The following is a 20,118-nucleotide window of genomic DNA, read 5'->3' as shown; positions in this document are numbered from 1 at the left end:
GAGAGTCAATGGGAAGCTGTCGTACCGGAGATGGGTGCAAGGGGCACGGGGGGGTTTCCGGTGGGGAGTACGACACCCGCGACACGCGGCGGAGCGGTCCGGCGGCGGGACACCGATCGGCGGGGCGCGGTGGTCGCCGCGCTGATGCTGGCGATGGCGCTGGCCGCCCTGGACGCCACCATCGTCTCCACGGCCGTACCGCAGATCGTCGGCGACCTCGGCGGGTTCTCCGTCTTCTCCTGGCTCTTCTCCGGCTATCTGCTCGCCGTGACCGTCACGCTCCCCGTCTACGGCAAGCTCTCCGACACCTTCGGCCGCAAGCCGGTGCTGGTGGCGGGCGCGGCCGTGTTCCTGCTGGGCTCGCTGCTGTGCGCGGGCGCCTGGGACATGGCGGCGCTGATCGCGTTCCGGATCGTGCAGGGCCTGGGCGGCGGGGCCCTGCAGGGCACCGTGCAGACACTGGCCGCCGATCTGTACCCGCTGGCGGAGCGCCCGAAGATCCAGGCCAGGCTGTCCACCGTGTGGGCGGTGTCGGCGGTGGCCGGCCCGGGCCTCGGCGGCATGCTGGCCGCGTACGCCGGCTGGCGCTGGATCTTCCTGGTCAACCTGCCGATCGGCGCCGCCGCGCTGTGGCTGGTCGTCCGTCACCTGAAGGAACCGGAACGCGGGAAACCCGCCCACGCGCGCGTGGACTGGGCGGGCGCGCTGGCGGTGTTCGCGTGCGGCGGGGTGCTGCTGACCGCGCTGGTGCAGGGCGGGGTGGCCTGGGCGTGGCTGTCGGCGCCCTCGCTGGCGCTGTTCGGCACCGGGCTCGCCCTGGCCGGGGTCGTGGTGGGGGTGGAGCGGCGGGCGGCCGAACCGATCATCCCCGGGTGGGTGTGGCGCCGCCGTACGATCGCGGCCGTCAATCTGGCGCTCGGCGCGCTGGGACTGCTGATGGTGGCGCCGAGCGTTTTCCTGCCGACGTACGCCCAGTCGGTGCTGGGGCTCGGTCCGGCGGCCGCCGGTCTGGTGCTGTGCGTGTGGACGCTGACCTGGTCGGGGTCGGCGGCGCTCAGCCAGCACGTGTACCGGCGCATCGGCTTCCGCGACACCGCGCTGCTCGGTATCGGGCTGGGCGCGCTGATCCTGCTCGCGTTCCCGTTCCTGCCGTATCCCGGTTCCTGGTGGCAGCCGATGCTGCTGATGCTGCTGCTCGGCGGCGCGCTGGGGCTTTTCCAGCTGCCGCTGGTCATCGGGGTGCAGTCGACGGTGGGCTGGTCGGAGCGCGGCACGACGACCGCGTCGGTGCTGTTCTGCCGGCAGACCGGGCAGACCGTGGGCGCTTCCGTCTTCGGTGCCGTCGCCAACGGGGTGCTGGCCGCGCGGCTGGGCGGAGCGGGCGACCTGGAGTCCGTCACGCGCGCGTTGGCCGCCGGTACGGCCCCGGAGGCGACCCGGCGGGCGATCGCCGACGCGGTGCACGCGGTGTACCTGGGTGCGGCGGGCGCGGCGGCACTGGCCTTCGTGGTGCTGCTGGTGGTGGCGCCGCGGCGGTTTCCGGTACGGCAGGAGTAGCCGTACGGCGACGCGCCCCGGGGCGGGACCGCGGGGGATGTCGGTCCCGTTCCCGGGGCGGTGTCGAGGGATACCGGAGTCAGTCCAGCCGGCCCTCCCTTCTCGCGGCCCGCGCCCGGCCCTGGTGCGGGCCCGGCTCGGGCGGGTGGTGCGGGCCCGGCACGGGCGGGTGGCGCGTGCCGGGCGGCCCCGCTAGGCGGGCACGGCGGACAGGACCTCCGTGGTGCACGCGCCGAACTGGTTGCCGAGGGCGTTCAGCAGGTGCGCGGCCGCGTAGCTCTGGGAGTTGTAGATGCTGCGGTCGGTGTCCAGCACCGCCCTGCGGCCGTGCATGGCCCGGGTGTTGTCGACCAGGACGACGTCGCCGTCGACCCAGTTGATCTCCTCGGTCACCGACTCGGTGACGTCGCGCACCTCGTCCCACAGCCACTCGGGCAGTTCACTGCCGTCCGCGAAGGTGATCTTCGGCGGCTCGTAGTTGTACGACGGGCCGAGCATGCTGTTGGCGAAGGACTGGCGGCGGCCGAACAGCGTGGAGTGCACGGCCGGGGTGCGGTAGGCGTAGGTGAGGTAGCCGTCCTCGTCGACGTGGAAGGTGGTGTGGCCGGGGCCGGTGGCCAGGCTCTGCACGTCGTGGACGGTGATGTCCTCGACGTCCTTGACCCCCTCCAGCTGGAACTGGGTGAACGCCTTCCACATCGCCTCGCTGACCCTGCGGGTGTAGACGATGTCCTGTTCCTTGAAGGCGCGCTTGGCCTGCGGGCTGAACCGCTCCCAGGCCGCGTACCCGTCGCACACGGTGGTCTGCGAGCCGGACTTGGCGGCCTTCTCGCACAGGAACCAGGTGAGCGTCGGCACGAACGGGCTGTTGCCGTTCTCGATGTGCAGACCGAGCGCCTCGGTTCCGGCGTCGACCTTCTGGGCGACGTTGCCGCCGAAGAAGGTGCGGGCCGGGTCGAGGGTGACCTTGTCGGAGTGGGCGCGGACGAAGTCGGAGAACTCCTCCAGGCTCGGGTCGAAGCCGCGGAAGAGCAGGAAGCCGGTCTCCGCGAGGACGTTCATCACCTGCTTGGGCTGCAGATCGGCGAGTTTCCCGCCGGGGCGGGCCATGGCGATCCTGCCGAGGCCGTTTCCGTAGCGTATGAGGTCGACGCCGGCGATCATGGTGTGGGTGTCTCCTTTGTGCACAGGCGAAGTCGGCGCTTCGCGAAGGTGGTGAATCGGTCGGTGCGGTTCACACGGCCACCGGCACCCGGTCGGGCACGGCCCGCTCCGCGAGGAAGGCGGCGACGACCGGGCGGCGCGGGCGGCCCGTGACGGTGAAGAACCGCAGGTACAGGTCTTCGTCGGCGACGAACACCGTGGGCTCCTGGACCCGTTCGACGATCGAGAGGTGGCGTTCGCCGTGCGCGGCGATCTCCCGTTCGGCCTCGGCCGGGTCGGTGCCCGGTTCCACCAGGAACAGGCCCTGCAGGGCGGTCAGCCCGTCGCCGCTGACGGCGACGGCCCGGACGAAGGGCAGCGTGGTGTACGACGCCTCCACCCACTCCGGCGCGACATTGCGGCCGGAGGCGGTGATGATGACGTTCTTCTTGCGGCCGACGATGCGGACGAACCCGTCGTCGTCGATGGTCGCGAGGTCCCCGGTGTGCAGCCAGCCGTCCTCGTCCAGCGCGCAGCTGGAGGGGTCGGTGCGGCTGTAGCCGGCGAACAGGGAGGCGCTGCGCACCAGCAGCTCTCCGTCGTGGGCCAGACGTACGGTCACGTGCGGCAGCGGGCGGCCGACGGTGCCGACACGGCGGGCGGTGGGGGTGTTCCAGCAGACCACGGAGCTGTTCTCGCTGAGTCCGTAGCCCTCGTGCACGGGCATGCCGTGCGCCTCCAGGCGGTGCAGCACCTGCGGGGTGACCGGGGCGCCGCCGCAGCAGATCAGCGGGGCGGGTGAGCGGCCGAACAGGGCTTCGGCGGCGGCCCGTTGGCCGGCTCCCTGGTCCACGGCGAGCCGTTCGGCCTCCGCGGCGAGCACCTCGGCCAGGGCGGGGGTGACCACCAGGGCGCTGGGCGCGGCGGCCGCCAGGTAGGGCAGGACGCGCTGGGGTGCGGTCGCGGAGGTGCCGACCAGGGGTGCCGACGGGGGCAGCAGGACCACCGTGCCGCGGTCGGCGAGGACCAGGTAGACGGCGGTGACCTGCTCGATCAGCAGACTGAAGGGGACCAGGGAGAGGTAGCGGGTGTAGGAGCCGGCGGGCATCTCCTGGTGCAGCGAGTCCACCAGGGCGTTCACACCGGCCGAGCGGATCCGCACGCCCTTGGGGCGCGAGGTGGTGCCGGAGGTGTGGATGACCTTGCAGATCCAGTCCGGCCGGGCGGCCGGGGGCACGGCGGAGGCGGGTGCCGTGGGCAGGAAGTGCGCCGGTGCGGGCGCGTCCAGCAACTCCTCGATGTCGACCAGGAGATGACCGCAGTCGTCGGGGATGACGGGCGTCTCGGCGGACCACTGGGCGAGCCGCTCCCAGCCGGCCTGGTCGGTCAGGACGACGTCGATGTCCTCCAGCAGCCCGGCGGCCTGCTCGGACGAGAAGGCCAGCGGTACGGGCACCTCGGTGGCCCGGTGCTGCAGCAGCGCCAGGTCGGCGACGAGGAACTCGGGGGTGTTGCCCATGGCCACACCCACCTTGAGGCGTTCGCCGCGGGCCGGCCAGCGGTCCAGCAGGGAGCGCAGCGCGGCCACGGCGGAGCCCGTCTGGCGGTAGGTGTAGCGGGCGGCGGTCCGCCCGTCCTCACCGAGCACCTCCACCAGGGGCAGGTCCTGTGCGGCGGGGTCGGCCAGGGCGGCGGCGGTGCGCTCCTCCAGCAGGGCGCCGTACGTGTCGTGGGCGTCATGCAGCGGCATCGGCGAGCACCTTCTCCCGGCGGCCGGCGGTGAGTTCGATGTCCAGGCCGCCGAAGCGGTAGCGGCCGGTGGTGGAGGACATCAGGGCGCCGATGGCGTGCAGCGGGATGACGCCGGTGCGCGGGGTCTGCTGGTAGTACGTCCCCCAGCGCTCCCGCTCGAAGTCGTCCAGGGTGGAGGCGTCGGCGGAGACGATCGGCTTGAAGGGGATGCCGAGCCGGTCCAGGGTGCGGGCGAGCTGGCCGGTGGCCGTGCACAGGATGTAGCGCAGGCCCTGGCACCAGGCGATGATCGGGGTGAGCCGGATCAGTTCCAGGCCGGAGCGGTCGCCGCCGCCGGCGAGGGAGCCGATCTCCACGATGGAGTCGCGGGTGCAGGTGGCGCCGGTGACCCGGGCGACGGCCTCCTCGACGGGTTCGCCGCCGAGATAGCGCTCGGAGAAGAAGCCCCGCTCCGAGTCGAACGTCATGCCGACGCAGGCGAGAATGCGGTCGGCCGGGTCCGTGCCGTCGTGCTCCTCCTGCGGTGTGCCGGAGGCGACGATGAAATAGTCCGGAGCGGGAATGACATCGGCACCGAATGCCTTCGAATACCGTTCCCTGGCGAAGTCGCTGGCGCTGCTCCAGCTGGGCGTCAGACGATTGGCGACAGTAATGCGCACGATTGTCTCCTCACATTTCCGGTTCCCTGGGGATACCGTTCGCTGCGGTGTCCGCCGAGGGACCTCGACGTGATCCATCTTCGGGATCCGGAAAGCCTGGAAAAAGTCGCCAGAAACAGTGTCTTGACCGCGGCCGGGACGACTGCTATTCGCGCGTGCCGCGCGCGCCCCGCCACTGGGGAGATCGGCGGCGGGGCGGAGGAAAGGGCACTTCGTTCGGCGCGGGTTCAGTCGGTGGCCAACTCGTATTCGGTCAGTCCGGCCCGGGCGGCCAGAACCCCGGCCTGGAACCTGCTTTCGGCGCCGAGGGTCTGGGTGATCTCCGAGATGTGCTTGCGCACGGTGCGCACCGACATCGCCAGCCGGCGGGCGATGACCTCGTCCTTCGCGCCTTCGGCGAGAAGTCGTACGATGCGTTTCTTCACGAGGTCGCTGATGGTCGTGGTGACGGCGGCTCCGCCTTCGAAGGGAATGGCCACGTCCCAGAGATGGTCGAAAACACCGCACAGGTACTGGACCGCGCTGGGTTCGTGGACGACGGCCGCGCCGCCCCGGTTTCCCGGGGTGGGCAGGAAGACCGTCTCCCGGTCGAAGATGATCATCCGGTCGGGAAGTTCCTCCAGCGTCCGCATTTCGGCGCGATATCCCGCGACCTGTTCCACATAGCTCTGGTATTCCAGGTCGTAGCGTGCGGTGTGCTGGACGAGTGAGCGCATGGTGACGCCGCGTTCCAGCATGGCGAGGTCGCGCGGCAGGACGTCGCTGAGCAGGGTGCCGGTGCGCCGCCGGGCCGGCTGGATGGCGGAGATCTCCGTGCACCGGGCGGTGGCGTTGCGCAGCAGCGAGAGCACCTCGCCGACCTCGGGCACCACGCTGACCGCGGCGTCGCGGCCGCGCTCGCGACGGGCGGCCTGGTAGACCGAGGTGAGCGCGGCGAGGTCGACACGGATCCCGTCGATCGCCTGCTGCCTGCGGCGTTGCGCGAGTTCGACCGGTGCGAGCAGCTCGCCGGCCGCCGCGTCGGGGCTGACCGCCACCAGCGCCGCGGGGTCGCCCGGCTTGGGGCGCAGCAGATGCAGCACCTTCAGCTTCTCCGCGGCGGCCTCCACCTGCTCCCGGGTCAGCCCGAGCACGGCGACGACCTGGTCGACGTCCAGGCTGTCCTGGCGCAACGCGCACTCGTAGACGGCGGTGGCGTCGCCGTCCAGCCGGGGAAGCCCCACCCAGTCATCCATGATGTCCACATCCACCCCACTTTGTTCACGCTTCCTGTTGATGCGTGCATGCTCATGATCCCTTGTCGGGCTGGCTCGGCCGAATCAAATCCAGGCAAGATCGTGGCCAGGGAAAGCGCCCGCAGCGGGCGGCCCCGAAAACCACTGCAACGCGATAGTCGGCTTCTTGCCGCGCTTCAATCAATGGGGGATGAAATGAAGTTCGCCAGCACCGCTCTCGTCGTCATCGCAACCCTGACTTCCGGCTTCGGCGCGCTCGGCGAAGCCACCGCCCACGCCGGTGACTCCAGATCCGCGACGACGCATTCCGCGGCCGTCTCGCCGGGCGGCACCACCGAATGGGGCGTCGTGAAGCCCACCGCGTAACGGCCGGCAAAACGGCCGCTGTAACGGAATATTCAATTCCGCACGGAGGACACGCATGCCCACCACCGCCCCGCCGGCGCGTCGCGTGGAGTTGCAGGCGCCGGAGCTGGCGCCCCGGGAGCAGGAGGCACTGGGCTACATAGCCCGCGGTTACACCGACTCCCAGACCGCGAAGCGCATGGGCATCAGCCCGTACACCGTCCACACGTACCTGCGGCGGATCAGGGCCAAATACGGCCTCGACAATCGCGCCCAGCTGGTACGGCTCGCCTTCGAACTGCGGCTGTGACGAGCACGGTCCGCGCCCGCCCACGAACACCTAGGAAAAAGCTGTGAAGTACGGCATCTTCATCGGCTACACGTTCAGCCCCGCCTGGCTCGCCAAGAGCTGGGACGAGCGCGAGCAGTTCCAGCAGGAGCACCTCGCGCCCCTCTACGCCAAATACGCCGGCCGGCTGAGCATCCAGCAGTACGACGCCGAGGCGTTCTCGGCGTCGCCGACGGACTTCGCGTTCATCGAGACCGAGGACCTGACCGCCTACTACTTCTTCATCGAGGAACTGCGCGACACCCCGCTCTTCGCCCAGGGGCTGGCCCGCATCGATGTCATCCACGTCGGTCTCGCCGACGGCTACCGGCACTTCGCCCAGGAGGTTCTCCATGCTGACGACGACCGCTGACGACGCCCGGGGCAGGCTGCGGGACATCTACGCCGACGCCCACGAGCAGACCCTGCACCCCAACCTGCTGGGCTGGCCGGGCCGTCCCGACGAGGCGGAGCTGGACTTCCTCTCCCGGGTCGTCTACGACCGCCCCGGCAAGGGGGTCGAGGCCAGCGCCTACCTGGTCAAGGAGCTGGCCCAGCTCGCCGAGATCGAGCGGCACGTGTCCGCCGTGTTCGGCATCATCACCGCCCAGCTCGGCGCCGACGACTCGCCGCTGAGCGCCGGCTACGACCTGCACCACGCCCTCAACCTGTTCGCGGCCGAGGAGTACCTGCACTCCGACTTCTTCTACCGCTACGTACGCGAACTGGCGGGCAAGGACGTGAAGCTGGCCGACTCCCTCTTCATGGAGCGGCTCGCGCTCTACCAAGGCGACGACTCGCCGTACGTGAAGCTCGCCGCGATGTGCATGTCGGCGTACATCGGCGAGTCGGTCATCACCGTGTTCGAGAAGCGCACCGCGCACCTCGACCCCGGGCAGAAGCACTTCCTGACCCGGCTGCTGTGGGCGCACGGCATGGACGAGGCCCGGCACGTGCAGGTCGACCACGTCGTCCTGGAGCATGTGATCCCCTCCCTCACCGACGCCGAGCGGGAGCGCGCCTACGAGCTGTTCCGGGGCACCGAGGAGCTCGACCGCGAACTGGCCAACCGCTTCCAGGACCTGGTCCGCGAGCTGTTCGGCCTCGACCACCAGCCCGGCAACCGGGCCTGGCAGATCCAGCAGCAGCTCACCGGCGCCTTCCGCGCGGCCCTGGCCGAGTCCTGGCCGCCGGTCCCGGTGGACGAGCACATCGACGCCGCGACGCGTGCCCTGCTGGTGGAGTTCTCGGGCAGCGACCACGTCCACGCCTGACGCCGCATCCCGCCCGCCCCTCCGACGAAGGCCGACCCCCGTGACCACCACCGCCCCGCCCCGCTACCTGGACCTGACCGACGACCCCGAGCCCTTCCTCACCGGCCCGGGCCGTCCGGGCCCCCACGGCGGCACGCCCGGGCGGGCACGCGGGGCGGCCCCCGGTACGGGGCGGCCGCGCGGGGTTCAGCCGGTGCACGACCGGCGGGGCGGCGGGCACGAGGGCGCCCCCTCCGGCGCCGTCGCCGACCTGTTCGGTCTACTGCGCTCCGTGCTCCCCGACGGGCTCGACCACTACGTCCTCGGGAGTTCCGCGGCCGAGGTCTGTGACGTCGCCCTGCGTGCCGTGCGGCGCGCGCGGCCCGCCCGGCGGCAGGTGGCCGTGGCCGCGGGCGGCCACCACGGGGTGACCCTCGGCCGCGCCGACGGGCTGGTCGTCGTGCCGTACGGGGACGCGGAGGCGATGGCCGAGGCGCTGGCGGACCGGTCGGTCGCGGCGGTGTTCCTGGAACCGGTGCTGGACGGCCCCCGGCTGACCGTGCCGCCGCGCGGCTACGTCGGCCGGGTCGCCGAGGCCTGCGCCCGCACCGGCACGCTGCTCGTCGCGGACGAGTTCCAGACCTGTCTCGGCCGCACGGGCAGGATGTTCGCCGTGGACCACGACGCCGTGGTCCCCGATGTCATGATCCTGTCCAAAGCGGGTGCGGGCTTTCCCCGCGTCGGCGTCTGCGCCCTCGGCACGGCCCTCGCCGAGGGCGTCGAGGACCACCCGCTCCCCCACGGCGGCCCCTCCGCGCTGTCACTGGCCGCCGCCTGCGCCGCGGTCCGGGAAACCGTCGAACTCGACCTGCCGGCCCGCGCCGCCCGGCTCGGCCCCCGGCTGCTCGGCGGACTGCAGGACGCCTGCCGGCGCCACCCCGCCCATCTGCTGGGTGCCGTCGGCACCGGCCTGATGACCGGCCTGCGCACCCGCGACCCCTCCGCCGAGTTCCAGATCTCGATGATGCTCGCCGGCCACGGCCTGCGCACCGGCCACTCCCGGCACCACCCCGGCGGCCGTACCGACCACCCCGTCCTGCCGTTCTGCCCCCCACCGACCGTCACCGAAGCACACATCGACCACGTGCTGGCCGCCCTGGAGGCCACCCTCACCTGGCTGGACGGCCGGCCCCGCCCCCGTACCGGAGCACTCGGCCACCTCCTGCGCGGACTCGGCCCCTTCCGGACACCCACCGACTGGTGAACCCCTCGCCACGACCTCGAAGGACCGACATGTCACACACGACCGCCCCCCGGCCGGCCACCACGGCCCCGCCCGCCCCCGAGCCGCCCGCGGCCCCCGCCGGCCGCACCGCCCTGCTCGCGGGTGTCCTCCTCTCCCTGTTCCTCGCCGCGGCCGACTCCACCGTCGTCGGCTCGCTGCTGCCCACCATCGCCGGCCAGCTCGGCCGCCAGGACCTGTACTCCTGGCTGATCTCCGCGTTCCTGCTGGCCAGTGTGCTCGTCACGCCGGTCGCCGGGGCGGCTGCCGACCGCTGGGGCGGGCGCCGGGCGATGCTGGCCGCCCTCACCGTGTTCGCCGCCGCCTCCGCGGGCGTCGCCGCCGCGCACACCATGCCCCTGCTGATCATCGCCCGCGCGGCCCAGGGCATCGGCGCCGGCGCCGTCGCCGCGCTGACGTACGTACTGATCGGCCAGGCCTTCGACGCACATGAGCGCGGCCGCATGCAGGGCATGCTGTCCTCCGTGTGGGGCCTGGCCGCCGTCGCCGGACCCGCGCTGGGCACGGCCGCCCAGGCCACCGTCGGCTGGCGCTGGATCTTCCTGCTCAACCTGCCGCTGGCCGCCGTCGCCGCCGTACTGGTCCGCAAGGTGCCCGCCGCCCCGGCGACCGCCCCGCGCGTGATCAGCCCCGGCGCGCTGCTGTCGTTCGCGGCCGGCCTCGGGGGCCTGCTCCTGCTCATCCAGACGCCCGCCCTGCACATGCGCACCCCGTACGTCGTCGCACTCGCCCTGGTGACCTTCCTCGGCCTGGCCGCGCACATCGTCCTGGTCCGCCGCCGCCCCGCCGCGGCCCTGGTCCCGTCCGCCTTCGCCACCCAGGGCGACCAGCGCATCTCCGGGCTGCTCGCGGTCGGCGCCGCCGCCGTGCTGTACGCCTCGGTGACCCTGCTGCCGCTGGCCCTCACCGCGGGCGGCGCGGCCGGTGCGACCGAGAGCGGGCTGTTCGTCATCACCGGCGCGCTCGGCTGGGTGGCCGGCTCGGCCGTCTGCGGCGGCCTGCTGCAACGCCTCGGCCCGCGCGCCACCGCCGCCATCGGCGGTCTGCTGCTGGCGGCCGGACCGGCGCTGCTCGCCGCGGGTGCCGCCCACTCGCTGCCGCTGGCCGTCGCCGGCGAGTCCCTGGCCGGCCTCGGCACCGGGTTCGTCGCCACCACCAGCCTGGTCCACACCCAGAACACCGCCCCGGCCCAGTGGCTCGGCGCCTACACCGCCGCCGTCACCCTGTGCCGGAACATCGGTGCCGCCATCGGCGTCAACCTGCTCGCCGCCATCCAGCTCAGCGCCGCCGGCCACGGCTCCCACGGCACCTCGGCGGGCTCGTACACCACCGCCTTCGCGGCCCTCGCCGTGATCGGACTGCTCACCCTCGCCGGGGCCCTGCGTCTGCCCCGCCGCCACTGACCACCGGCCGGCCACTCTCCGGCCCGGCGGGCGGCCACCCTCCCGCCAGGCCGGAGACGACAGCTTCGAGGAGACGGACATGCCCACCGACAGCCCGCTGACCCAGGTGCTGTCCCTCTTCACCGGCGCCGCGCCCGCCCACCCGGCCCGCCTGCCCGCCGCGCGCAGCACCCGAGAGCGGACACGTTTTCGCACAGTAAGCGCATACCGACCGGCCAGTTTGACGAAAAGCCCACGCGGCCCCGAACCGCGCGGGTAGCGTGCGTGGCTCCGCCCCCCACCTCCCTGCGGTCCGCCGCCACGGACCCGAGCCGCGCAAGGAGCCCCGGGATGACGTACGACCCGCCTCCGCACCAGCCGACCCACCTCACCTACCCCTGGCAGCCCCCACCCCCCGAACCACCCCGCCCGCCCCGCACCCCGCCCCACGAACCCCTCGCCCACCACAGCGACCTGCGCGTGCTGCGCAGCGCCTACCGCTGGCAGCGGCGCACCGCCACGCTCACCGCGCTCGGCTACTTCACCCTGTTCCTGGTCCTGTCCGCCGGCGCACCCGGCTTCATGACCCGCACGGTCGCCGACGGCATCCCCGCCGGACTGCTGCTCGCCCTCATCCAGCTCCCCGTCACCTGGCTGGCGATCGCCCTGTACGAGCACACCGCACGCCGGCACGTCGACCCGCTCGCGGACCGCATCCGCCGGCAGACCGGACGCGACGCACACCGAGGAGCCACCCGATGACCGCCGCCACAGCCACCCCGGCCGTCGGAGGCTTCACCGGATTCAGCAGCTCCGGCCAGGCCATGTCCCTGGTCGCTTTCTCCACCGTCGCCACGGTGACCCTGCTGCTGTGCGTGATGACCGGCCCCGACCGGGACGACCTCGACGAGTTCTACACCGGCTACGGCTCCCTGTCCCCGCTGCGCAACGGCCTCGCCATCGCCGGCGACTACATCTCCGCGGCCACCGTCCTCGGCACCGGCGGAGTCATCGCCCTGTGCGGCTACGACGGCGTCGTCCTCGCGCTCAGTACGGCACTGTCGCTGATGCTGCTGATGTTCCTGCTGGCCGAACCCCTGCGCAACGCCGGCCGGTTCACCATGGGCGACGCGCTCGCCCGCCGGCTGCCGGGCCGCGCCGTGCGCATGACGGCCTGCGCGGTGACCATCGCCGCCCTGCTGCCGCTGATGCTGGTCCAACTCGCCGGCACCGGACAGCTGATGGCGTTCATCCTGGGCTTCACGAGCGAGTCGCTGAAGACCGGATGCGTCGTGGGACTCGGCACCCTGATGATCGCCTACGCGGCCATCGGCGGCATGAAGGGCACCGCGCTCATCCAGATCCTGAAGATCGTCATGCTGGTCGGCTCGGGCGCCGCGGTCGCCGTACTGATCCTGCACCGCTACGACTGGGACCCGGGCGCCCTGTTCACCGCGGCCGCACGGCAGAGCGGCGCCGGACCGGCCTTCCTCCACTCCGGGCTGGAGTTCGGCACCTCCGGCAGGTCCCGCCTCGACATGATCGCCTCGGAGCTGACCGTGGTGCTGGGCGGCGGCGTCCTGCCGCACATCACCATGCGCATGTACACCGCCTCCAGCGCCCGCCAGGTACGCCGCTCGATGTCCTGGGCGGTGTCGATCGTCGCCCTGTTCGTACTGGTCATCACGGTGGTCGGGTTCGGCGCCACGGCACTGGTCGGCCGCTCCGTGATCGCGGGGGCCGACCCGCAGGGCAACACCGCCTACCTGCTGGGCTCCCGGGCCGCGTTCGGCGCCGACGTACCGACGGCGGAGACCTTCCTGTTCACCATGGTGACGACGGCGATCTTCCTGACCCTGCTCGCGTCGGTCGCCGGGATGATCCTCGCCTGCGCCAACTCCCTCGCCCACGACGTGTTCGCGGCCCGCGTGCAGGAGATGCCGCCCCGGCGCGAGATGGCACTGGCCCGCTTCTCCGCGCTCGCCATCGGCGCGCCGACGATCCTGCTGGCCACCCTGGTCCAGCACCACAGCCTGCAGCCCCTCGTGACGCTCTCCTTCTGCCTGGGCGCCTCCGCCATCGCACCCGCCCTGGTCTACGGGCTCTTCTGGCGCCGCTACACCCGCAGCGGGCTGCTGAGCACACTCATCGGGGGCTCGCTTACCGTGCTGCTGCTGATGCCGGGCACCAATCTCGTCTCCGGCTCACCCGTCTCGGCCTTCCCGCACGCCGACTTCAACTGGTTCCCGTTCACCACGACCGGCATCGTCTCCATCCCGGCCGGCTTCCTCTTCGGCTGGCTGGGCACGGTACTCTCCGGCCGCGCCGAGGCGGAACGGCAACGCCACCAGTACGAGGCGGTGGAAGGCCGCATCCTGGCCGGGGCGGTACGGGACGCAGGCTGACGGAGCGGTACGGGACGCAGGCTGACGGGGCGGGAGGGCTATTCCAGCGCCCTTCCTCCCGTCAGGGAGATCAGGTTGCTGCGGGCCTCGTCCATGTGGGCGCGCACATCGTCCCAGGCATCGCCGTGCTCACGCAGCACCCGCTCCGTCTCCCGGGCGATGCGCTCCTCGTGCACGCGCGCGTCGGCGATGATGCCGGCGGCACGCGCGCTTGCCTCCTCCTGACTGCGCTGCGCGAACTCCTCGGCCTCGGCGAGGACCCGCTCGGCGTCGGCCAGCGCGGCCTCGGCCCGGCTCATCCGCTCGGCATACCGGGCGTCCACGGCGGCCATCCGCTCGGCCTCCTCGCGCTCGGCCTCGGCCCACCGCTCGGCCTGCTCCCGGGACAGCTGAGCGGTCAAGCCGGTCGCGCGCTGGCGCACCTCGCGCAACGCGGCAAGCATCTCCGCGCGCCCCTTCCTCACCTCGCGGCGCGTTCTGACGCGGATGCCGTCGGCCTCGGCGCGCGCGGCGAGGAGCCGCCGGCGGGCGTGTTCGTCCGCTTGCACGCGGAGCGCGTCCGCCGCTTCCTGCGCCTTCCGGCGTGCGCTGTCGGCGCGCGCCTCGGCCTGCGCGACCTGCCGGTGCGCTTCACGCCGCGTGCGCTCACGCAGGTCTGCCGCTTCCTCCTGCACGAGCTGGAACAAGCGCCGTGCGCGCCCCCCGAGCGCCTCGTACGTCTGCGGCGGGAGCTGGGCGACGACCTCGCGCATCCGCGCGGCCTCCGCCTCCATGTCCTTGGCGAGCACGGTCAGCCGCGCGGCACGTTCCCACGCGGCATCGCGGTCGTACGACAACGCCTCCAGGTAGGCGTCGACCTGATCGGTGCGGTAGCCGCGCCCCCGGACGGTCACAAAGCCGTGCGGCGACTTCGATGCACTGCTCACCCTGGGAACCCCTCTCCACCGGACATACACGACAGAATGATTTCGCGCATATCTTGATGGATCGGACGTAAGCGTTCATAACGCGACACTCCGCGGCCACGTCACGCTCGCCCCCGCGCATTTCACGCCCAGAGTGCTGTGCATCCACCGCCCCGCACCGGCGGCACAGGACGACCGCGCCCACCCGTTCGGCCGACGGACACCACCGGAAACGCAGTCGTGCCCTTCACGCACGCGTGAAGGGCACGACTGCTCCGGCTCCGGCGGGCGTCCCTACAGCAGCCCGTCCCACATCTGTTCCAGCAGCACCGACCACCAGCTCTCCGGCGAACCCAGCGCCGCCGGATCCAGTGCGGCCAGCTGCGCCTGGAAATCGACGGTCCAGCGGCCCGCCTGCTCCTGGTTCAGCCCGTACCTCAGCCGCCACATCCGGCCCAGCAGAGCCAGGCAGCGTGCGAACTCCGGCAGCCCGGTGTTCACGAACTGCGGCGGCACCGGAGCCCCGCCCGGCCCCGCCTCGACCGGCACGGCCACGATGTTCGCCGTCCCGTACTGCACACAGAGCGCCTTGCCGAAGTCCGTGCCCATGACGAGGTACGAGCCCGCGTCCGCCGCCGGCTGCACCCCGCGCTCGGCCGCCAGCTCCGCCAGCGTGGGCACCGGGCGGCCCGGCTGGGCCTGCGCCCAGAAGAACGGACCCAGGTCCACCGGCAGACCGGCCACCACCAGCGTGTGCGCCACGACCGGCGGCACCCCCTGCCGGGACACCGCCTGCTGCTCGAACCGGAAGACCCCCGGCCCGAACACCGCCGCCAACTCCTGCCCGATAGCCTCCGGCGGGACCGGCGGCGCGGCCTGCACCGGCGGCAGCGGCGCCCGCACCGGCGCCGGCCGCGCCGGACCGTCCGCCACCTGGTGCAGCTCGCCCTGGTGCGCCAGCAACTGCTGCATCCCCTGCTGCCTGCTCGCGTGATCCGTGCCGTACGGCGCGATGCTCGTGATCCGCGCCTGCGGCCACTGCTCCCGGATCATCCGCGCACAGTAGGCGCCCGGCAGCTCACACGACTCCAACTCCGTGTGCAGCTCCAGCACCTGGTCCGGCGGCACGTTCATCGCCCGCAACTCGTGGAAGATCTGCCACTCCGGGTGCGGGGTGCCCGGCGCCGAACGCCGGATCAGCTGCTGCTCCGAACCGTCCTGCGCGCGGTAGCGCAGCACCGCCTGATAGCCGGGCCCGACCGTCGGCTGTCCCGCGGGCGGCTGCGGATACCCGTACGCCGGCGGCTGCCCCGGAACCGGCGCGCCCGGAGGCGGCACCGCACCCGGCGGCATCGGCTGCGGCACACCCGGAGCGCCCGGAGGCATGCCGGGAGCCCCCGGCGCACTCGGCACGCCGGGGGCGGGCGGCGGCGGGGGCGCGCCCGGACCTGCCACGGGCGGCGCCGCCAGCATCGTCTCCGCGTGGTGCACGGCCCCGCGCCCGCCCCCCGGAGCGCCCGGGGCGCCGGGCGCGCCCGGACCACCAGGGGCGCTCGGCGGCTGCGGCGCACCGGGCGCGAGAGGACCCGTGGGAGCGCCCGGAGGTTGGGGCGCGCCAGGCGCGGGCGGCATGCCCGGGGCGCCCGGAGCCACAGGAGCGCCGGGCGGATTCGGCATGCCCGGGGCGCCAGGACCGCCTTGCGCGCCCGGCGTACCCGGAACACCCGGGGCACCCGGCGGCTGCGGCACGCCCCCGCCCAACTGGCTGGGGTCGGCCAGCATCGTGGCCGCGTGGTGCACGTCGCCCGGCGGGGCGGCAGGCGGATTGGGGGCGCCCGGAGCATGCGGCACGCCCGGCGCCTGCGCCCCTTCCGCGCCACCCGGGCCCTCGGGCCCCTCCGGCCCGAGCCCCGACATCAGCTGCGTCGGCACATACCCACCGGCAGACGCGCCCGGCGCAGGCGACGTCCCCGCACTCCCCGGGCGCGCGCCCGGCGTGCCGGGAGCGCCCGGCGGCGGAGGCGGCGCGCCCACCCCACCGCGCGCCTTCTTCGGCGGCGGCGCGGCCTTGCTCGTCGCGGCATCCGCGATGTCCCCGGCGTCCGGCGCGAGATGCCGCGCGGACGCACCGGCATCGGCCGGAGGCTGCGGCGCGCCCGCCGCACCACCCGGCGCCTGCGGATAGCCGTACCCCGGAGCAGCCTGTGGAGCGCCGGGACCCTGCGGATAGCCGTACGTCGGGGCACCCGGGGGCGGCGGAGGCGTGTGGCCCTGCGGAACGCCCGGCGCACCAGGAGCGGCAGGGGGCGCGAACGGCGCCCCGGGCGCCGGCGGGTAGGCGGGTACGCCCGGCGCAGGCGTGCCGGGAGCCGCCGGCGGCTGCGGGTGGCCGTACGGCGGTGTACCGGGCGGCGGCGGGGGCGTACTGCCCTGCGGAACGCCCGGCGCACCGGGAGCGGCAGGCGCCCCGGGTGCACCACCCGGGGCGGACGGGCCACCCTGAGCGCCCGGCGGGAAGCCCTGTAGACCCGGCGCATTCGAAGGACCGAGCGCCGGAGCGATCGCCGTCGGCGGCAGCTGGCTGCCCCCCGACATCAGCGCCGTCTTCGCGTCCGGTGCGCTCACCGACGGCCGAGGAGCCTCGTCGGCGGAGTCGCTCAGCGGCGGCGCGAACACCGTCGCGGGCAACGGCACGGAACGGTCGTCCTCACCGGAGCCCCCGTTCGTGTCGGTACCGGCCCACGGCGTGGCCCCCACCGGCACCTCCGCAGACGGCACAGCGTGCGGAGCAGGCGCAGGCGCCCCGGGCACACCGGACGCGCCCGGCGCACCCGACCCGCGCTGCGCCCCACCAGGCGCCCCGGACACCCCAGCAGGCGCGGCTGGCACCTCGCCCCGCGCCCCAGCCGACTCCGCCCCACCGGACGAAGCACCACCACCGGCACCCGACGCCTCCGCACCAGCACCAGCACCAGCACCGGCCGCAGCGCCCCGATCCCCGAGACCCAACTTGTCCGCCGCCTCCTGCAGCCACTCCGGAGGAGTCAGCAGGAACGACGTCTGATTGAGGTCCACCCGCGCGGCCGCCGGCGCCGGAACCGCGTCCTGCGGCCCGTCGGCACGGCCGTACTCCTCCTCGTACCGGCGGATCACCTCACCCACCGGCAGCGCCGGCCACAGCGTGGCCTCACCGCTGTCCCGGGCGATCACCAACCGCTGCGCACCCGCGTCCGACCGCGGCCCCTCCGCCCGGTCCTCACCCCACACCACGAAACCCAGCTCGAACTCCCGCACCCGCACCTCACGATGCTGGTACGCGGGCACGTCACCGTTGATCCACTCCTCGGCGCGCTCCTGCGCCTGCGCGTAGGTCACCATCGCCTGAGACTCACTCCCCCACCGGGCCGGCCGACGCCGCACCCGAAGACACCGGAACGACATGGGCGAAACCACCGTCGACCATCAGATTCGCCACCGTCTCCAACTCCGGCGGACTCCCCGCCAACCGCGACAGGAAGACGTCGAAATCGTCACCGCACGGCAGCAGCAGACGCTCCACCCGCTCCGCCGGCGACCACGACGGATCCACATCACGCACGTCGTCGTACGCACAGAACCACACCGAACCGGGCCGCTCGCCCTTCACCTTCACCGCGAGCAGCCCGCCCTGCACGAACGCCACCCCGAGATAGTCCTTCGTCAGATGGTCACGCAGGCACTTGTTCACGTACACCAGGTCGTTGACCGCCGCCTCGTCCCGCACCGTGAAGAACGGCTGGTCCACCAGCAGACCCAACTCGGCGTCCAGCGCCGTACCCACCGGCGCACATCCGCCCGCCGCCTTCAGGAACGAGCGGTACGCGCCCGGAAGCCGGTACCCCAGGTCCTCCTCCACGCCCTGCACCTGCGCCTCCGAGACCGCCACACCCGACTTCGGCAGCCCGAAGTGCGCCGGCCGCGTCTCCTGCAACGGCCGCGTCCCCCGCTTGCCGTGATCCACCGACGCCGTCGCCACCCCACCGTGATGCCTGAGCAACGCCTTCACCTCGACCGGAACCAACTCCAGCCGCCGCGTACCCGCCACGTGATGCCACGTCCAGCCGTGCGGCGTCGCCACATCCGGCACCGTGTCCCACAACTCGTGCTGCTCCGCGGCCAGCGCCGCGTTCGCCGACACATAGTCCGTCAGCCGCAACTCGTCGACACCGAAACCCTCCGGCGGCTCGGCGATCTCCACCGCCACGCGCGCGTACGGAGAGAAATCCGGGTAACCACGCTCATCGACCCGTACCCCTCTCGGGTGACGCGCCGCCCGCACCGGATCCGGGAAATGCACAACCTGCCCGGCATAGGCCGCGTTCGGCGGCACGGCTTGTCCCCCGGCCTGGCCGCTGGGCGGTGTCCCCAGCCCGAGCCGACCTGTCGTCATGGCGGTAGCCCCCTGCGGCGTTCTCTCTGGCCTCAATCGGCGGTGTCGATCGCGAACGGCGACAGCCTATGCGGTACACGAACCCCGGTCACCGGCCCACCGCATCCCCGACGAAACAAGCACTCCGCCTCCGTGACCAGCCGTCACCCCACCGTGACCACCCACCCCCCGCCCGGGCGTGTCGCACCGCCCCAGCTTCCGCACCCGCCACGGCATTTGGCACCCTGTGTCCTTCGGGGGAAGCCGGGGAACACCCGGGGAGGGGAAAGCGATCATGAACACCTTGCGGACCGGAGGTACCGACGTGCGGGCCGGCGACCCACGCATCGACTGGAGCGGCACCGACACACCCCCCACCCCCACCCTCCGCCACCGCCGCGACGGCATCCTGCCCACCGTCGCCGCCGCCCTCTCCGTCCGCGGCACCACCCTCACCGGCACCGCCGCCCGCGGCGACCAGCCACCCGCCCTGCACCCCCTCGTCCAGGACTTCCTCGACGCCCTCACCAGCAGCGAACGCGACCGCTTCACCGGCCGCTGCGCCGAAACCATCCTCATCTCCCGGCACCTCACCGCCGCCGACGCCACCCGCAGCAAACGCGCCGCCCGCAAGCCCATGTCCAACAGCGAAGCGCGCAAAGCACTCAAACACGCCAAACTCACCGCCCGCCGCATACGCGAGGACGGCGACCCCCTCCACGGCAGCTTCGCCACCCCCTGCCGCGCCTGCACCGCCCTCAGCGCCCACTTCGGCGTCCGCATCGTCGACCCCACGGCAACCGACGGCTGACCACCACCGTCAACCCCACCACCGCACCACACCGCCGGCACGACGAACCACGCACGACGACACGACGCACGAGACGAACGAAGGGCAGATGCACCCCGAACCCGCCACCACCCCCAAGCCCGCCACCCGCCACGAGCACGGGACCACCCCAGCCCGCTTCCCCGTACTCGTCGACACCGCCCTGCGCGCCGCCGGCTGGCAACCCGGCCGCTGGGACATAAAACAGGCCGAGATCTGGGCCGACACCCTCCGCGACCACACCTCACCCGCCGGACACCGGCACACCGTCTTCCCCGCCGCCGTCGAAGCCTGGGCCGAATTCGGCGGCCTCCACATCACCCCCAACGGCCCCGGCCGCCAGATCGCCCCCGCCACCCTCCACCTCGACCCCCTCCACGGCCTCCACCACGCCCGCACCCTCGGCGACCTCGGCCGCGCCCTCGGCACCGAACTCTGCCCCCTCGGCGAAGAAACCGACACCGCCGCCACCCTCGCCATCGACACCGAAGGCCGCGTCTACACCCTCGACCACACCGGCGACTGGTACGTCGGACCCGACATCGACCACGCCCTCGCCACCCTCATCACCGGCATCGAACCCGTACGCCTCACCGCCGGCTGAGACACCGCAC

Annotated in this window: 18 protein-coding genes; 11 read left to right on the top strand and 7 right to left on the bottom strand. The window is 73.0% G+C overall.

The annotated features are described in order from the left end of the window. Positions 1-60: 60 nt before the first annotated feature. Positions 61-1,557, top strand: a complete 1,497-nt coding sequence (locus tag ABT171_RS25940) for an MFS transporter (RefSeq protein ID WP_351247736.1) — start codon at positions 61-63, stop codon at positions 1,555-1,557. Positions 1,558-1,749: 192 nt separating this feature from the next. On the opposite strand, the gene ABT171_RS25935 is transcribed toward ABT171_RS25940, so the two are convergent. From ABT171_RS25935 to ABT171_RS25920, 4 genes are all read right to left on the bottom strand, one after another. Then, positions 1,750-2,721, bottom strand: coding sequence for a TauD/TfdA family dioxygenase (locus ABT171_RS25935; RefSeq protein WP_351247734.1), 972 nt, complete (start codon positions 2,719-2,721; stop codon positions 1,750-1,752). 70 nt (positions 2,722-2,791) lie between these two features. Then, positions 2,792-4,450, bottom strand: coding sequence for an AMP-binding protein (locus ABT171_RS25930; RefSeq protein WP_351247732.1), 1,659 nt, complete (start codon positions 4,448-4,450; stop codon positions 2,792-2,794). Further along, a complete protein-coding gene (locus ABT171_RS25925) occupies positions 4,437-5,111 on the bottom strand; it encodes a thermostable hemolysin (RefSeq protein ID WP_351247730.1) in 675 nt (224 codons plus the stop codon). The genes ABT171_RS25930 and ABT171_RS25925 overlap by 14 nt, the downstream gene beginning before the upstream one ends. 227 nt (positions 5,112-5,338) lie before the next feature. Next, positions 5,339-6,346 (bottom strand): helix-turn-helix transcriptional regulator, encoded by a 1,008-nt coding sequence (locus ABT171_RS25920; protein ID WP_351247728.1) that lies wholly within the window; start codon positions 6,344-6,346, stop codon positions 5,339-5,341. A 195-nt stretch (positions 6,347-6,541) separates the two neighbouring features. Here ABT171_RS25920 and ABT171_RS25915 point away from each other — a divergent pair, with 195 nt between their 5' ends. The 8 genes from ABT171_RS25915 to ABT171_RS25880 all read left to right on the top strand — a co-directional run bounded on the left by ABT171_RS25915 (position 6,542) and on the right by ABT171_RS25880 (position 13,362). Next, positions 6,542-6,712 carry a hypothetical protein gene (locus tag ABT171_RS25915; RefSeq protein WP_351247726.1) on the top strand — a complete coding sequence of 57 codons (171 nt, stop codon included), beginning with the start codon at positions 6,542-6,544 and terminating at the stop codon, positions 6,710-6,712. Positions 6,713-6,767: 55 nt separating this feature from the next. After that, positions 6,768-7,001 (top strand): response regulator transcription factor, encoded by a 234-nt coding sequence (locus ABT171_RS25910; RefSeq protein ID WP_351247724.1) that lies wholly within the window; start codon positions 6,768-6,770, stop codon positions 6,999-7,001. A gap of 43 nt (positions 7,002-7,044) precedes the next feature. Next, a complete protein-coding gene (locus ABT171_RS25905; RefSeq protein WP_351247722.1) occupies positions 7,045-7,392 on the top strand; it encodes a darcynin family protein in 348 nt (115 codons plus the stop codon). Then, on the top strand, positions 7,373-8,293 hold the full coding sequence (locus tag ABT171_RS25900; RefSeq protein ID WP_351247720.1) for a hypothetical protein: 921 nt from the start codon (positions 7,373-7,375) through the stop codon (positions 8,291-8,293). The genes ABT171_RS25905 and ABT171_RS25900 overlap by 20 nt, the downstream gene beginning before the upstream one ends. Positions 8,294-8,333: 40 nt before the next feature. Continuing rightward, positions 8,334-9,536: an aminotransferase class III-fold pyridoxal phosphate-dependent enzyme gene (locus ABT171_RS25895; protein WP_351247718.1), complete on the top strand. Its 1,203-nt coding sequence runs from the start codon at positions 8,334-8,336 to the stop codon at positions 9,534-9,536. Positions 9,537-9,565: 29 nt separating this feature from the next. After that, positions 9,566-10,978, top strand: coding sequence for an MFS transporter (locus ABT171_RS25890; protein ID WP_351247716.1), 1,413 nt, complete (start codon positions 9,566-9,568; stop codon positions 10,976-10,978). 330 nt (positions 10,979-11,308) lie between these two features. Beyond that, positions 11,309-11,719, top strand: coding sequence for a DUF485 domain-containing protein (locus ABT171_RS25885; protein WP_351247714.1), 411 nt, complete (start codon positions 11,309-11,311; stop codon positions 11,717-11,719). Next, positions 11,716-13,362, top strand: a complete 1,647-nt coding sequence (locus tag ABT171_RS25880) for a sodium/solute symporter (protein ID WP_351247712.1) — start codon at positions 11,716-11,718, stop codon at positions 13,360-13,362. Before ABT171_RS25885 ends, ABT171_RS25880 begins: the two co-directional genes overlap by 4 nt. A 38-nt stretch (positions 13,363-13,400) precedes the next feature. On the opposite strand, the gene ABT171_RS25875 is transcribed toward ABT171_RS25880, so the two are convergent. From ABT171_RS25875 to ABT171_RS25865, 3 genes are all read right to left on the bottom strand, one after another. Continuing rightward, complete coding sequence (locus ABT171_RS25875; RefSeq protein ID WP_351247710.1) at positions 13,401-14,288, bottom strand: coiled-coil domain-containing protein; 888 nt, start codon at positions 14,286-14,288, stop codon at positions 13,401-13,403. Between the two features lie 273 nt (positions 14,289-14,561). After that, positions 14,562-17,645: an SUKH-4 family immunity protein gene (locus ABT171_RS25870; protein WP_351247708.1), complete on the bottom strand. Its 3,084-nt coding sequence runs from the start codon at positions 17,643-17,645 to the stop codon at positions 14,562-14,564. A gap of 10 nt (positions 17,646-17,655) precedes the next feature. After that, positions 17,656-18,696, bottom strand: a complete 1,041-nt coding sequence (locus ABT171_RS25865) for an SMI1/KNR4 family protein (protein WP_351247706.1) — start codon at positions 18,694-18,696, stop codon at positions 17,656-17,658. 274 nt (positions 18,697-18,970) lie between these two features. On the opposite strand from ABT171_RS25865, the gene ABT171_RS25860 reads away from it, so the two are divergent. Both ABT171_RS25860 and ABT171_RS25855 read left to right on the top strand, forming a co-directional pair. Beyond that, a complete protein-coding gene (locus tag ABT171_RS25860) occupies positions 18,971-19,486 on the top strand; it encodes a YwqJ-related putative deaminase (protein ID WP_351247704.1) in 516 nt (171 codons plus the stop codon). Between the two features lie 88 nt (positions 19,487-19,574). After that, positions 19,575-20,108 carry an SUKH-3 domain-containing protein gene (locus ABT171_RS25855; protein WP_351247702.1) on the top strand — a complete coding sequence of 178 codons (534 nt, stop codon included), beginning with the start codon at positions 19,575-19,577 and terminating at the stop codon, positions 20,106-20,108. Positions 20,109-20,118 lie beyond the last annotated feature (10 nt).

It is taken from the genome of Streptomyces sp. NPDC001851 (assembly GCF_040297165.1).
Taxonomy (GTDB): Bacteria; Actinomycetota; Actinomycetes; order Streptomycetales; family Streptomycetaceae; genus Streptomyces.
The sequence above is the reverse complement of the archived record's forward strand: the minus strand, read 5'-3'. Positions and strand labels throughout refer to the sequence as shown.